The sequence below is a fragment of the Niastella yeongjuensis genome (genome assembly GCF_900110245.1).
Lineage (GTDB): Bacteria > Bacteroidota > Bacteroidia > Chitinophagales > Chitinophagaceae > Niastella > Niastella yeongjuensis.
The window spans coordinates 808,768-823,259 of sequence record NZ_FOCZ01000001.1 but is presented as its reverse complement, the minus strand read 5'-3'; the positions used below and the strand labels follow the sequence as shown (position 1 = coordinate 823,259).

14 protein-coding genes are annotated in these 14,492 nt (G+C 44.2%); 6 read left to right on the top strand and 8 right to left on the bottom strand.

All coding sequences use genetic code 11. The features are described from left to right. Nucleotides 1–77 precede the first annotated feature (77 nt). Complete coding sequence (locus tag BMX95_RS03745; RefSeq protein ID WP_081198765.1) at nucleotides 78–1,247, bottom strand: glycosyltransferase family 2 protein; 1,170 nt, start codon at nucleotides 1,245–1,247, stop codon at nucleotides 78–80. 146 nt (nucleotides 1,248–1,393) lie between these two features. On the opposite strand from BMX95_RS03745, the gene BMX95_RS03740 reads away from it, so the two are divergent. The 3 genes from BMX95_RS03740 to BMX95_RS03730 all read left to right on the top strand — a co-directional run bounded on the left by BMX95_RS03740 (nucleotide 1,394) and on the right by BMX95_RS03730 (nucleotide 4,853). After that, complete coding sequence (locus tag BMX95_RS03740) at nucleotides 1,394–2,170, top strand: inositol monophosphatase family protein (protein WP_081198766.1); 777 nt, start codon at nucleotides 1,394–1,396, stop codon at nucleotides 2,168–2,170. Nucleotides 2,171–2,291: 121 nt separating this feature from the next. Then, nucleotides 2,292–3,326: a thiamine-phosphate kinase gene (thiL, locus tag BMX95_RS03735; RefSeq protein WP_081198767.1), complete on the top strand. Its 1,035-nt coding sequence runs from the start codon at nucleotides 2,292–2,294 to the stop codon at nucleotides 3,324–3,326. A 12-nt stretch (nucleotides 3,327–3,338) separates the two neighbouring features. Continuing rightward, nucleotides 3,339–4,853 carry a S41 family peptidase gene (locus tag BMX95_RS03730; RefSeq protein ID WP_081198768.1) on the top strand — a complete coding sequence of 505 codons (1,515 nt, stop codon included), beginning with the start codon at nucleotides 3,339–3,341 and terminating at the stop codon, nucleotides 4,851–4,853. Here BMX95_RS03730 and nagA read toward each other — a convergent pair. Together nagA and BMX95_RS03720 are read right to left on the bottom strand one after the other, a co-directional pair. Next, nucleotides 4,844–5,941: an N-acetylglucosamine-6-phosphate deacetylase gene (gene nagA / locus BMX95_RS03725; RefSeq protein WP_081198769.1), complete on the bottom strand. Its 1,098-nt coding sequence runs from the start codon at nucleotides 5,939–5,941 to the stop codon at nucleotides 4,844–4,846. The two genes, BMX95_RS03730 and nagA, sit on opposite strands and share 10 nt — an antisense overlap. A 9-nt stretch (nucleotides 5,942–5,950) precedes the next feature. Continuing rightward, nucleotides 5,951–6,829 (bottom strand): nitrilase family protein, encoded by an 879-nt coding sequence (locus BMX95_RS03720; protein ID WP_081198770.1) that lies wholly within the window; start codon nucleotides 6,827–6,829, stop codon nucleotides 5,951–5,953. Between the two features lie 56 nt (nucleotides 6,830–6,885). On the opposite strand from BMX95_RS03720, the gene BMX95_RS35620 reads away from it, so the two are divergent. The 3 genes from BMX95_RS35620 to BMX95_RS03710 all read left to right on the top strand — a co-directional run bounded on the left by BMX95_RS35620 (nucleotide 6,886) and on the right by BMX95_RS03710 (nucleotide 8,293). Continuing rightward, complete coding sequence (locus BMX95_RS35620; protein WP_262493562.1) at nucleotides 6,886–7,017, top strand: hypothetical protein; 132 nt, start codon at nucleotides 6,886–6,888, stop codon at nucleotides 7,015–7,017. Nucleotides 7,018–7,085: 68 nt separating this feature from the next. Continuing rightward, complete coding sequence (locus BMX95_RS03715; RefSeq protein WP_081198771.1) at nucleotides 7,086–7,562, top strand: hypothetical protein; 477 nt, start codon at nucleotides 7,086–7,088, stop codon at nucleotides 7,560–7,562. Between the two features lie 212 nt (nucleotides 7,563–7,774). Beyond that, nucleotides 7,775–8,293: a GNAT family N-acetyltransferase gene (locus BMX95_RS03710; RefSeq protein WP_081198772.1), complete on the top strand. Its 519-nt coding sequence runs from the start codon at nucleotides 7,775–7,777 to the stop codon at nucleotides 8,291–8,293. A gap of 9 nt (nucleotides 8,294–8,302) precedes the next feature. On the opposite strand, the gene BMX95_RS03705 is transcribed toward BMX95_RS03710, so the two are convergent. From BMX95_RS03705 to BMX95_RS03685, 5 genes are all read right to left on the bottom strand, one after another. Further along, nucleotides 8,303–9,172 (bottom strand): phosphatase PAP2 family protein, encoded by an 870-nt coding sequence (locus tag BMX95_RS03705; RefSeq protein WP_081198773.1) that lies wholly within the window; start codon nucleotides 9,170–9,172, stop codon nucleotides 8,303–8,305. Nucleotides 9,173–9,307: 135 nt separating this feature from the next. Continuing rightward, nucleotides 9,308–11,935, bottom strand: a complete 2,628-nt coding sequence (locus tag BMX95_RS03700) for an MGH1-like glycoside hydrolase domain-containing protein (RefSeq protein WP_081198774.1) — start codon at nucleotides 11,933–11,935, stop codon at nucleotides 9,308–9,310. A 161-nt stretch (nucleotides 11,936–12,096) separates the two neighbouring features. Continuing rightward, nucleotides 12,097–12,285 (bottom strand): hypothetical protein, encoded by a 189-nt coding sequence (locus BMX95_RS03695; protein ID WP_081198775.1) that lies wholly within the window; start codon nucleotides 12,283–12,285, stop codon nucleotides 12,097–12,099. A gap of 69 nt (nucleotides 12,286–12,354) precedes the next feature. Further along, nucleotides 12,355–13,122 (bottom strand): slipin family protein, encoded by a 768-nt coding sequence (locus tag BMX95_RS03690; RefSeq protein ID WP_081198776.1) that lies wholly within the window; start codon nucleotides 13,120–13,122, stop codon nucleotides 12,355–12,357. Between the two features lie 11 nt (nucleotides 13,123–13,133). Beyond that, nucleotides 13,134–14,423, bottom strand: a complete 1,290-nt coding sequence (locus BMX95_RS03685) for an NfeD family protein (RefSeq protein ID WP_081198777.1) — start codon at nucleotides 14,421–14,423, stop codon at nucleotides 13,134–13,136. Between the last annotated feature and the right edge of the window lie 69 nt (nucleotides 14,424–14,492).

Below are 14,492 nucleotides of genomic sequence, written 5' to 3'. Positions count from 1 at the left end.
AGGGCGGGTCTGTGAAATTTCTAAATTTGGGAATAATTCCCGAAATGTTATTTGTTGATCAGCAATTTTTTTAACTGTTACCCCATCACAATCGCATAACCGCGCTGGTCTTTGGAGTGACTACCCACAATAGTGTAAGTTCCATTGGCGTGAATAAATGGTTTTAAACTGGGTGGGCAGGTTTTTAATTGCTCTATGATCTGCCTGAACAAAAATGTAGCACCTTCGCAAAAGATCCATTCCCTTGCTTTCTCATTTTCTTCTGTAATGGAATACTCAGGAAAAGAACTTAATACCGAACGCACTTCATTAGCGCTTTTTTCATCGCCGGCCAGGTAAAAGGTGGGCGTACCTTCATACTTTATTGACAACTCCTTGTGTTCCCTGCTTACAAAAGTTACGGCGGCCCGTAAATAGATAACGGCTTCCAACAAACCTGTGTATAACCAGGCCAGTTCGCCATGAAAATGTTTTTGTACAAACTGCACCATGGCCTTGTAAAACAGTTTTACATACTTGTTGTCCTTACGGGTGCTTTCACCTTTGAAGTGTATAATGGTACAATCAGGATAATAGTAGTTGTGCTTACCCGTTTGTTGCAACCGGTAGCTTAGGTCAATATCTTCCCCATACATAAAGAACTGCTCATCAAAACCACCGGTTTCATCGAGCAGCGATTTTCTTATCAGCATATAGGCGCCGGACAAGATATCCACTTTATTCACCTCCTGGTTGTTCAAATGCCCCAGGTAGTATCCCGCAAATATTTTGGAAGCAGGGAAGAAGCGGGTCAATCCGCTCATTTTACAAAACGAGACCCACATAGAAGGGAAACCGCGTTTCGATTCTTTCAGGTATTGTCCCGTACCATCGATCATCTGTACCCCCAGGGCGCCGGCATCGGCGGTATTTTCCATAAATGCCACGCAGCTGGTAAAAGCATCTTCCGGTAAAATGGTATCGGGGTTCAGGAAAAGCACGTATTTTCCACTGGCTTTTTCCAGGGCCTGGTTATTGGCTTTTGAAAAACCCTGGTTAACCGTGTTCCTTATAAACTCTACAAAGGGAAACCGGGGTTGCAGGTATTCAATGCTGCCATCTTTTGAGTTGTTGTCTACCACCCACACTTCCACATTGTTTTGCCCTGTAGCCACGCTCATTTGGCCAATAGCCTTCCGTACCGAACATAAACATTGCTCCAGGAAGTATTTCACATTGTAATTAACAATTATAACCGATAACAGCATATGCCTGCAAAATAAAACAGAAATCAGGAAGTTTCGGGTTACATGTTGCAGGTTTCAGGTTATGCTATTGCAAAACTCCTGTGGTAGGCAATCGCCTGCGTTCCAGTACCGTGTAACCTGCGACCTGTAACCCGTATCTTTGCGCCATGTTAAAAGAAACTTTAATAAATGCCACCGAAGCCGGCGCCAAAGTAATGCAACATTACTTTAATTCAAAAAGCCTGCTGATCAGCAATAAGGAAGGGATCAACAACCTGGTGACTGAAGCTGACCACGCTTCTGAAAAAGCCATCATTGATACCATTAAAGAGGAGTTTCCCGACCACTTTATATTAAGTGAAGAAACCGGTGAAATTAAAAGTAACAGCGAGTACAAATGGATCATTGACCCAATTGATGGTACCGTAAACTATGCCCATGGCATTCCTATTTGCTGTGTTTCTATTGGCCTGGAACACAATGGTACCATGATCATGGGTGCCGTGCTGAACCCATTCATTAAAGAATACTATTTCGCAGAAAAAGGAAAAGGCGCCACCCTCAATGGTGAACCTATTCACGTGAGCATGGAAAGCGACGTAATGAAATCCTGCCTGGTAACCGGCTTCCCCTATACTTATATCAACAATTCCAACGGTCCGCTGGAAGCATTTTCCCGCTTTATCAGGGCCGGGGTACCTGTACGCCGTCTGGGTTCTGCCGCTATGGACCTTTGCTGGGTAGCTGCCGGCCGTTTTGATGGGTTCTACGAACATAAATTGCAGGCCTGGGACAGCGCCGCCGGATTTTTGATCGTAGAAGAAGCCGGTGGTAAAGTAACCGATTTCGAAGGCAACCCGTATTCACCGTATCAGCCACAGATTGCAGCTACCAACGGTAAAATACACGACGATCTGTTAAAATGGGTGAACGACAAGGCCTAAACAGCTATAATCGGATACCTGCCGAATAATTCAATAACTTTATTGGTCTTTTTCATCCCGTGCGCTGAAAAGCGCAGCGGGAATGGCTATTTATTTTAATAGATAACATCATATCAGCATCATGAGCGAAAGTAGAACAGAAATAAGTTCACTGGGTGAATTTGGATTAATTGAACATCTTACCAGAAATATTGAATTGCAAAATGCCTCTTCCATTGTTGGTGTAGGCGATGATGCAGCCGTTATTGATCACTTCGGAAAACAAACCGTAATTACCACAGATCTGCTGGTGGAAGGCATTCACTTCGACCTTATGTACACCCCGCTGAAACACCTGGGATACAAAAGTGTGGTGGTGAACCTGAGCGATATTTACGCCATGAATGCCACTCCCACCCAAATCACCGTGAGCATTGCCTTCAGCAACCGTTTTAGTGTGGAAGCGCTCAGCGAGTTTTATGAAGGTATTTATGCCGCCTGCGAAAAATACGGGGTCGACCTGGTGGGGGGCGATACCAGTTCTTCCCAAAAAGGGTTTGTGATCTCAGTTACCGCCATTGGCGAAGTAACACCAGGCAAATATGTTAGAAGGGATACCGCCAAAAAGGGCGACCTCATCTGCTGCAGTGGCGACCTGGGCGCCGCCTATGTTGGACTGCTTTTCCTGGAACGAGAAAAACAGATCTACCTCGAAAGCCCGCAGGTACAACCCGACCTGGAAGGCGAAAGCTACGTGATCGGCCGTCTGTTAAAACCCGAAGCCCGCAAGGATATTGTAGAATTCCTTGAAATACAGAATATTGTACCTACCTCCATGATGGATATAAGCGATGGCCTCAGCTCTGAAATACTCCACATATGCGAACAAAGCAAGCTGGGCTGCGTATTGTATGAGGAAAAACTGCCCATCGCCGAGGAAATGCGAAAGGCAGCCTTTAAATTTGAAATTGACCCAACTGCCTGTGCGCTAAGTGGGGGCGAAGATTATGAATTACTGTTCACTATGTCACAATCTGATTACGAAAAGATCGTTTTAAATGAACAGATAAGCGTCATAGGTTATATGACCGATGCCGAAGAGGGAATGAAAATCAATACCAGAGGCGGACAGGTTCATCCCATAAGCGCCCAGGGATGGAACGCCTTTAAAAAATAAACCAGTGATAGCATGATGCAGAAGTTAGCCTATGTTTGTTTTGTTATATGTATTTCAGGCCTCATTGGCTGCTCTGCATCACGCCAAACTTTTGATCCCCAGCATAAGTTTCCCCAAAAGCAATTACAAAAGGACTATACCATCTTCCGTAAGGTGCTGGAAGAATCGCATCCCAGCCTGTATTGGTTCACCCCAAAAGACAGCATGGATTACTTTTTTGATGACGGATTTCGTCAACTCAATGATTCCATGACCGAAGTGCAGTTCCGCAATATTCTTTCCCACGTAGTAAGCAAGATCCATTGCGGACATACAGCGGTAAAGTATTCCAAACAATACGGTAAATACCTCGACACGGCTAATCTCAAAATGTTTCCCCTGAGCTTTAAAGTGTGGGGCGATTCCATGGTCATTACCGCCAATATCAACAGAAAAGATTCTATCCTCAGATTCGGCACCATGGTTACTGCCGTCGATGGGTACAGCACCCGGCAGCTCACCGATTCGTTCATGAATTATATTTCAGGAGACGGCAATAGCATAAGCGGAAAATACCAAAGCCTCAGCAACAGCGGCGCTTTTGGAAGCCTGTACCGGAATGTGATGGGGTTGAAGGACCAGGTTGCCATAACCTATCTCGATAGCAACGGAGCAGAACAAACAGTTACTGTTCCCGTGTTCGATCCTTCGATGAAAGACACCACCCAAAAAGCGGCTGGTACCAACAAACCTGCTGCCAAACCACCAAAAGAAGAAAGACACAACAACCTACAGTACGCCAGCCGGTACGTTCAAATAGATACTACACTGTCTTCGGCTTACATGACCCTGCATACCTTTGCAAGAGGTAATAAATTACGGTCGTTCTACCGCCAGGTTTTTCGTGAACTGGACCGCCGCAACATTCAACACCTGGTGGTGGATGTGCGTACCAATGGCGGGGGCGATGCGGGCCTTTCTACCTTGTTAACCCGCTACCTGGCCGATAAGAAATTTAAACTGGCTGATAGCTTATACGCAGTTCGCAGAAGCAGCAAATACCACAAATACATCTCCTGGCAACCTTTTTACTGGTCACTGACGCAGTTTGTAACCCATAAAGAAAAGGATGGCAAATACCATTTCGGTTATTTTGAACGCCATTATTTCCATCCCAAGAAAAAACATCACTATGATGGCGATGTTTACCTGGTTACAGGCGGCAATTCTTTTTCGGCCACCACCCTGTTTGTAAAAAGCCTGCAGGGCCAGCCTAATGTAAAAGTGATTGGCGAAGAAACGGGCGGCGGCGCCTATGGCAATACAGCCTGGATGATCCCCGATGTTACGTTGCCTAACACCAAAGTTCGTTTCAGACTGCCCAAATTCAGGCTGGTAATGGATAAAAACCTCGTAAAAGAAGGCCGCGGTATTATGCCTGATATTCAGGTATCACCTACCCGCGAAACCATTCGCCGGGGCATCGATCCCAAAGCGGCTGTTATCCGCGGTATGATCATGCATAAGATCGGCGTGGCTCAACAATAAACCCGTTGCAGTTCCAGCGCATCATCAAACACTACAAAATCGGCACGATAGCCGGGTTCTAATTTACCCAGCATTTTATCAGGAATTAATTGGGCGGGATAAGCCGATGCCATGCGTAAAGATTCTTCCAGCGAAATACCTACATGATTAACCGCATTCTTTACACATTGCAGCATGGTAAGGGCTGAACCAGACAAAGTACCATCTGGCAATGCATAACGGTCGCCGCTAAACAGGTGCCGGTATTCGCCGGCAGTAGTTTCGGCCACTGCATCGGTAATAAAGAAGAGGCGTTGTTGCAATACTTTTTTAGCAATATGCACAGCTGCATAATCCACATGCACACCATCGCAAACAATACTGCTCATGGCCGTTGAATGATTCATTATGGCGCCTACCACCCCGGGCTCGCGGTGTTGTAAGGGCGACATGGCATTGAATAAATGCGTGGCGGCTGGTATGCCTTTATTGAACGCATCCAATGCCTGTTTATAGGTAGCATTGGAATGTCCTACAGAAAGAATTATATGGTGTTGTTGCAGTAGTTTTATAACGGCTTCATCACATTGCTCGGGCGCCAGGGTCATCATTTTAAACACATCCTTTCCTTTCTCCAGCAGCATGGTCACTTCCTGTACAGTTGGCTTTTTTACACAGGCTTCCAGGTGGGCGCCTCTTTTTACCGGATTAATGTAAGGACCTTCCAAATGTAAACCCAGCAATCCTTTACCGCCCTGTTCCCAATAGGCCCGCACCACTTCAAACCCCTGCAGAAACTTATCAATGGTATTGGTGGCCATGGTGATCATAAAATGTGAACAACCACCCATTAAACAATATTCATACGTAGATTTCAGCGATTCCACCGTTAAATCCTGGGAGAACAGTTTGCCGTTACCCCCGTAGATCTGCAGATCAATAAAGGCTGGTGCCAGGGTAAACCCTTTCAGGTCTTCGGTGCGGTATTGTGAAGGAATGGCGTTTGCATTTACTACGCCAACAATAACCTCATTATCTGTTAAAACTGCTTTGTTCTCTTCTATCTTTTCTCCTGTGAATATCTTTCCGTTGGTGTATGCTACTGACATGCTATTGTTTTATGCTAAAATAAATCTATCTGCGTCTTTCAGGAATGGTAATTTATTCCGTACTTCTTCCAGGGAGTCTTTTTGAAGGGTGATGGTGAAAATATCTTCGTCATGCGCTTTGGTATATACGGGCGCTCCCATGGCATCAATGACCATGCTATCCCCGCTATAATAATGCCCCAAGCCATCGGTTCCTACGCGGTTCACACCAACTACATAACATTGATTTTCTATGGCCCTTGCCTGTAATAAGGTTTTCCAGGCATGGTTCCGTCTTTCGGGCCAGTTAGCCACATAGATCAGCACATCGTATTCAGGCGCGGTATCCATGATGGATGAACCGGCCTCTTCAGGCGGCGGCATGGGCAAATCGCGGGCTTCCAATTCCGAGGCAACCAGGTCGGCCAGCGAACTGGCGGCTGGTTTTTGCCTGCTCCATACCGGGAAACGCAGGTCGTAACAAACCAGCAAATTGATCCTCCAGCCTTTTACAGACGCAATTAATCTTTTATTGCCAGCCGAGTAATGCTGGTCTTCCTGAGCATAGGCAAACAGGTGCCGTTTGTCGTAATACCCGTATTGGCCATTAGGCAGCATCCATATCAGCCGGTTGTAATAATTTCCCGCCTCTTCAATGATCAAACTACCGGTTAGGATGATCTTTCTTTCTGCCGACAGTTTCTTCATCCAGGTCACCGTGGGGCCATCCATTTTTTCAGCCAGCTTTTCCGCATTCATGCTAAAACCAGTGCTGAACATTTCGGGGAGAATAACCACTTCGGTCCGCTGCTGCAGCTCACGGATCTTTGCTTCAAATTGTTGCAGGTTGGCAGCTTTATCTTCCCAATGCAAATTGCTTTGTATGGTGGTGATGGTAAGTGTTGACATGATTACAATTAGAGGGCAAAGGTAATTGTATTTTTTATGAGTACTTTTAAACTATCATGAACAATAATACAATTATTATACGGCAGGCAACAGTAAAAGATGTGCCCGACCTGGCCACACTAATGAATGAACTGGGATATCCCACTACGGTGGTCGAAATGCAGCAACGTTTTGAACTATTTCAATAACATACGGATTACCTTACCTGGGTGGCGGTTTGTAAAGTGACCTGCCCAAATTCAATATTTTTGCAACTATGAGAAGCGCTACCGTTCATGAACTAAAACAGGAATTATTAAATATGCCCGCTACAGAGTTAACGGAACTGTGCCTGCGGCTGGCAAAATATAAAAAGGAAAACAAAGAGTTATTAACGTATCTGCTATTTGAAGCGCACGATGAACAGGGTTTTGTGCAATCAGTTAAAAAAGAAATAGATGAGGAATTTGCACAAATCAACCACAACAATTTATATTTCGTAAAGAAAACACTGCGCAAAATTCTTCGCATCATCAATAAACACATCCGGTATACCGGTTCGGCTCAGGCAACCGTTGAATTGTTGATCTATTTTCTGCAGTCGATAAAAGAAGCAGGTATTCCCATTCAAAAAAATGCCCTTATTACCAACTTGTATAAAGGTCAGTTAGAGAAGATCAATAAAACTTTACTGAACCTGCATGAAGACTTACAATACGATTACTCCAGATCAATAGTTGCTTTGGAATTATAAATGCCTCTTGTAGTTTGTTGTATAGAAACCAAATCAGCTTACATCTCGTATATATACATGCATTTGCTAACCCTTAACAAAATCTTGATTTTTCACATACAACTTATCACGGCTTTGCGTTATCTTATATAGTAACAGTCGTAGTTGTTTGTTCAAGACATGCCAACAGAGTGGTTCGTAATTTGTATAATAACATATGTAATGCCAATACAATGAACATTTCAATACGGCCTGAGCAACCGGCCGACATAGATGAGATTTATGAACTCAATACATTAGTATTTGAGCAGGAGAATGAAGCCAGACTAGTTGATCAAGTGCGCCAGGGATCCCATTTTATTCCTGAGTTATCATTAGTGGCTTATTCAGATGATAAATTAATCGGATATATTTTATTTTCCGAAATCACTATCACAAATGGCGACTACCATTATCAAAGCCTGGGTTTAATATCGATGGTAGTACATCCGGGATATCAAAAACAAGGAATTGGTGCTAAACTGATCACTACCGGTTTACAGAAAGCTGCTGATCTGGGTTACACCGCTGTTTTTGTTTTTGGTCATGAATTCTATTTTCCAAAATTCGGATTTCTTCCCGCAGCCCGATGGAACATCAGACCACCATTTGAAGTGCCCACCGAAGTCTTCATGGCGTTGGAATTATTCCCCAACGCGCTTACAAACGTGTCGGGGATTGTAGAATTTCCTATTGAGTTTTCAGTAATGTAAAATTCCCGCTTATAATTTATACAGAACCGCTAGCCCATTCGATTGGCCGGTAAATGGTAAAATGGTGAGGTTTGGATTTTTGATCCATTTGGTTCTGTGCAGCCGGGGCACCAGTAAACCGGTCAGGGTACCTTGCAGTGTCCCAAGCAAGATATCTGAAGGGAAATGCAGTCCACCGCGATGCCGCATATAGGCGGTATAGCCGGTAGCTGCAGTTGCCAATCCATAAAACACCCATTTGGCTTTTGAGTCTGGATGATAGTCTGCATATACCTGTGCATAAAAGAAAGTGGAAGTGGCTACCAATGCCACGTGCCCTGCATAAAATGAATTCTTGCCGCCGCCGCGGGTGCGGTAATCCAATGGTGTTTCTTCACTGTATACATAAGGCCGGTATCTGTTTGTAAAATAAGTTGATCCTGTATATAGTATGCCGGTTATCGACATGGCCTCCAGATACAGGAACGACAACTTCGCAAAATCCTTTCTCATATTCTTATCAAACAAAAAGGCAATCGGCATCGGCATCGATGCATAAAAAGGTATATAGCTAAGTTGATCCACCTTCTTGTTATAGGGCCGTATGGCCCAGCGATCAAAAGCATTCACATTGCTTTTTGTCAACCCCGAAATAGTTTCAGGATCTGATGGATCTTTACTGTAAATTTTTGAGAACGCGTATAATGACCATCCGGTACCTATAGCCGTCACCGGTATATCTACACCCAGGTTTAACTTATACACCTTTCCTGGTTTCTCTTTTTTGTCCGGCTGTTGTAAGGGTAATGTATCGCGAGTTAGGCTTGCAGAATCGTTCTGAGCAAAGACTGTTGCGAATACCAAAAGAACAGCCGGAACTACCAGAACTAATTTCTTCATAGCTATCCTTTTATGTATACAATATGTGACTGTACGCTAACAGTTTTGCAATGTTTATGCCATGGGGCTGGGTGGGGAACGCAAAAAAGCCCCGATAGTTATGGCTCATCGGGGCTTAATCCTATTTGAATACTATTATTTTGCTGTAGATGTGGGTGTTAGTGAATGTACCAGTTCAGCTATCAGGGCGGTCCAACCTGTTTGATGACTGGCGCCTAATCCTGCACCGGTTTCTCCATGAAAATATTCATAGAATAAAATGAGATCGGCATTTTCAGAACGTTGATAGAACCAGCTGTAAGCGCCATGAGCCGGACGTTTGCCGTGTTGGTTAGGTTGAAACAACGTGATCAGGCGGCGCGACAATTCTTCTGCTACCTGTACCAAATTCATTTTATTGCCTGAACCAATGGGACATTCCACTTCGAGTTCATTTCCATAAAATTCACCAAAGTGGCGTATAGATTGAATGATGATATAATTGATAGGCATCCATAACGGACCGCGCCAGTTTGAATTACCGCCAAACATATCAGAGGTAGAATCGCCCGGTTCATATTGGATCTTATATTCAATACCCCTGATGGTCACCGAGAAGGGATGCGCTTCGTGGTACTTGGATAAAGCGCGTATACCCCACGGCGCGAGGAACTGTGTTTCATCCAACAACCGCTGTAACAGGAACACCACTCTTTCTTTTGGCACCAGTGACAATAGAGTACTTTTTCCATCATGTCTTTCTTCATTCGGCCAGTACTTATTATTTTTCTTGCGGTACTCCTCAAACCAGGTGATCCGTTTATTGAAGTCACCGAGTTTATCCAGCATTCGCTTTTCAATGGTGGATACTGCAAAAAGCGATGTCAGTCCAACAATGGAAAAGATGCGCAAATGCAAAGGTTCAGAACCGGCAATGGATAATGTATCATAGAAGAATTTATCCTCCTGGTTCCACATACCCTGTTCATTCAGCGCCTCAGCAATCAATACGAAATGCTCAAAGAATTTGGTGGCGGTGTCTTCAAATGAAATATCGTGCATGGCAATTTCCAATGCCATATCCATCATGTTCAATGCATACATCCCCATCCAGCTGGTGCCATCAGCCTGCTCCAGTTCCATATCGGTATGCGCCAGGTGACTGCGGTTAAACACCCCGATGTTATCCAGGCCAAGGAAACCACCCTGGAACATGTTGTTCCCGTTGGAATCTTTCCGGTTTATCCACCAGGTGAAATTGATGATGAGCTTTTGGAAGATGCGTTTCAGGAAGGGGATGTCTCCCTTACCGGTTTGTTGTTTTTCAATACGGTATACTTCCATGGCAGCCCAGGCCTGCACCGGTGGGTTCACATCACTGAAGTTCCATTCGTAGGCAGGCAACTGGCCATCGGGTTTCATATACCATTCCCGCATAATAAGCGTAAGCTGGTGCTTGGCAAACACGGGGTCAACCATAGCCATAGGTATACACTGAAAAGCCAGATCCCAGGCTGCGTACCAGGGGTATTCCCATTTATCGGGCATACAGATAATATCCTGGTTCTTAAGGTGTTTCCAGTCGTGGTTACGGCCTGTTAACCGGCCAGGGGTTGGCGGGGTAAGACCGTCACCATTGGTGAGCCATTTTTCTATATCGAAATGGTAATACTGTTTGCTCCATAACAAGCCGGCCAGCGCCCGGCGTTGAATTTTTGCCAGTCCGGGTGTGGTGGTATTTTGCAATACTTTGCCATAAAACTCATCAGCTTCCTGTTTACGCTGGGTATAAATGTCTTCAAAGCCCGGAGCAAAAGGATTATCCACAGTTTTACTGCTCAGCCGCAGGTGAATAGTTTCTGAACGGCCGCCCTGAATGCGGAGTTTATATACCGGGGCAAACTTGGTTCCCGATTTCTTTTGACGCAAGGCTTCCACATTTTCGCCTTTAATGATAGCGCCATGAAACGCATCTTTGGTAAAAGGCGATAAATTGGGTTTGCCATTTACCTTTTCAAAGTTGGTTTCATTCTCGGTAAAGAGAATATTATGTGGTGTTTGAAAATACAGGTAGTAAGTACCTAACCGGGGATGTGTTGCTTTTACCGAGTTTTTATCACGCCAGGAGATGGATGGCTTTTTCTTCGAAGAGTCGTGGCTCCAGCGATTGTAAAACCATAGGGTAGGCAACAGCGTTATTTCGGCCGATTTGGTATGATGGTTATGGATATGGATCTTGATGGAGATATCCTTCGAGTTGTGTTTGGCGTAGGTTACCTGTACATCAAAATATTCATTGTTATTAAAGATGCCCGTATCGAGGATCTCATATTCCGGTTCTGTGCGTGAGCGTTGGCGGTTTACAGCCAGCAGGTCGTCGTATGGGAATTTCTGCTGTGGGTATTTATACAAATACTCCATGTAGTAATGCGTAGGCAAATTATCGAGGTAGTAATACAACTCCTTTACATCTTCACCATGGTTACCTTCATAATTGCCAAGACCAAACAGGCGTTCTTTCAAAATGGAGTCCTTTCCATTCCATACAGTAATGGCGAAACACAGGTTTTGAAAGAAATCGGAAATTCCTGCAATGCCATCTTCACCCCATCTATAGGCACGAAAACGAGCCTGATCATGGGTAAGATAATTCCAGGCATCACTATTTGGACTAAAGTCTTCCCTTACAGTTCCCCATTGGCGTTCACTTAAATACGGTCCCCATTGTTCCAAAGGTATCTTCCTTGTGGAATTTGCCGCAAGTCGTTGATGTTCTGCACTCATGGTCCGGTTTTCTTCTAACTTTTAATATAATTACGCTGGCAAGCGACCGGCGGTAAGCAATACTGATTAATGGTACAAAATACCATTATGAAGTTAGGGCATAGAATGCATTTAATAAAAGAATATGCAACTGTTTACGAAAGGAAAATAATGGGAAATGACTATTGGGAGGTCAATACATACTTATGGGGATTATTAATAAAATCGGTCAGATCGAGTTTTGCAAGTGTTTCATTGGCCCGCTTTAAGCAAATAAAGTATCCTTTGCAGGTACTTCTGTTTTTAATAACAGTTTCCTGTTTACCGATCTTTTTAAAAGAAATTTTCTTACCCTTTTTTCTCCTTATCATATAACTAATTCTTTTAATTATAAACAGTTAGCACACTCCCTCGTACTAACGTGTTCATAAATATTTCTATCAGGTACTCTTATCCAGGTTCAAAAATGGCTTTACTAAATCAATCGGCACCGGGAATATAGTTGTTGAATTATTCTCCGTGGCAATTTCCCGCAGGGTTTGAAGATAGCGCAAAGTAAGTGCACTGGGTTGATCACTTAAAATGCGGGCCGCATCGGCCAGGCGTTGTGAGGCCTGGTATTCCCCTTCAGCAGCAATTATCTTTGAACGCCGCTCCCGTTCTGCTTCTGCCTGTTTGGCCATGGCGCGCTGCATTTCCTGCGGCAGGTCTATTTGCTTTACTTCCACATTCGATACTTTGATGCCCCATGGCTCGGTATGCGTATCTATGATCTGTTGCAGTTTCTGATTTATCTTTTCACGTTGCGAAAGCAGGTCATCCAGTTCCGATTGCCCCAATACACTACGCAATGTTGTTTGTGAGAATTGTGAAGTGGCAATGAGATAATTCTCTACTTCTATAATAGCTTTTTGTGGTTGTAACACGCGGAAGTATACAACCGCATTTACTTTTATAGATACGTTATCCTCTGTGATGATATCCTGTGGTGGCACATCCATCACTACCGTGCGCAAACTTACTTTCACCATTTTATCAATCACCGGTATTAATATAATAAGTCCCGGGCCACGTACTGAAAGCAGTCGACCTAAGCGGAAAACAACACCACGTTCATATTCGCGTAAGATGCGAATGGCGCTTGACAATACAAACACCGCGAACAATACAATAACAATTGCCGAAGCTGAAATTGGTATAGCATTCATATGAAATAAGTTTATACTGACGATTCATGATAGGCTTCCACCTGCAGCGTAAGATTCAAAATTCCCGTTACGATCACTTTTTTTCCTTCGGGAATTAGTCCGGCAGATGAAATGGCTTTCCATATTTCACCATGCATACGCACTGTACCACCGGGATTTAATTCACTTAACGACTGACCAATTTCCCCAACCATAGCTTCCAATCCCATGGCTGGTTTTGCACGTTGTGCTTTCAAACCCAATCCTACAACAAACAGAAAAAAGAGGGTAGTAATTCCAACTGCCGTTATGATCACCGTCCATGAAAGACCGGCTACAGCTGTCGTTTCACCAGTTCGTATGAGCATCATGGAACCAAGTAGTAAAGAGATCACGCCACCTATGGCCAGCAAGCCATGACTTACAATTTTTATTTCAAGCAGAAATAAGATGATCCCAAAAACAATCAGCGCCAGTCCTGCATAGTTCACTGGTAAGGTATGCATGGTATACAAAGCAAGGATCATACAAATACCGCCGATGATACCGGGGAATATAGCGCCCGGGCTGTACAGTTCAAAGATGAGTCCGTATAACCCAAGTAAGAATAAGATGTATGCTACATTGGGGTCACTCAATATGTTCAGCATTTTTTCGCCCCAACCCATTTCGAGTGATTGTATCGTTGCATGTTTTGTTTGTAGTATTACTGTTCCTGAACTAACGGTAACACTTTTACCATCTATCTTATTTAGTAGTTCCTGTTCGTTGGATGCTATTAAGTTGATGACATTATTTTCCAACGCTTCCGTTTCTGTAAGTGACACACTATTGCTTACTGCCTGAGCTCCCCAGTTGGCATTTCGTTCGCGCTTCTTTGCAATGGATCTTATAAAGGCCATGGCATCGTTCGTAGCCTTTGCACTCATGATGGTATCCATTTGTCCCTGGGCAACAACCGGGTGAGCTGCGCCAATATTGGTTCCCGGCGCCATGGCTGCAATGTGTGCTGCCATAGTAATGAATACCCCGGCTGAACCTGCATGCGCACCACCAGGTGAAACATATACAACAACAGGCACGGACGATTCGAGGATATCGCTCACAATAATACGGGTGCTTTGTAACAATCCGCCAGGTGTGTTGAGATGAATGAGTAAACAGGTTGCCCGCTCTTTTTGAGCTACTTCAATGGCCCGGTGAATAAAATCTGCAGTGGCCGGGTTTATAGTTGCATCTAATTTTATCGAGAGTACTTTTTGTGCATACAGTGGCCCGGAGATAAAAACAAGCAGGAAGCAATATAGTAGAATGCGCCTCATAACATTCAAATAGCTGCAGCATAGCTCTAGTGTAATTTACAAAAAATGGCGCGCATCCCCAATTTTATA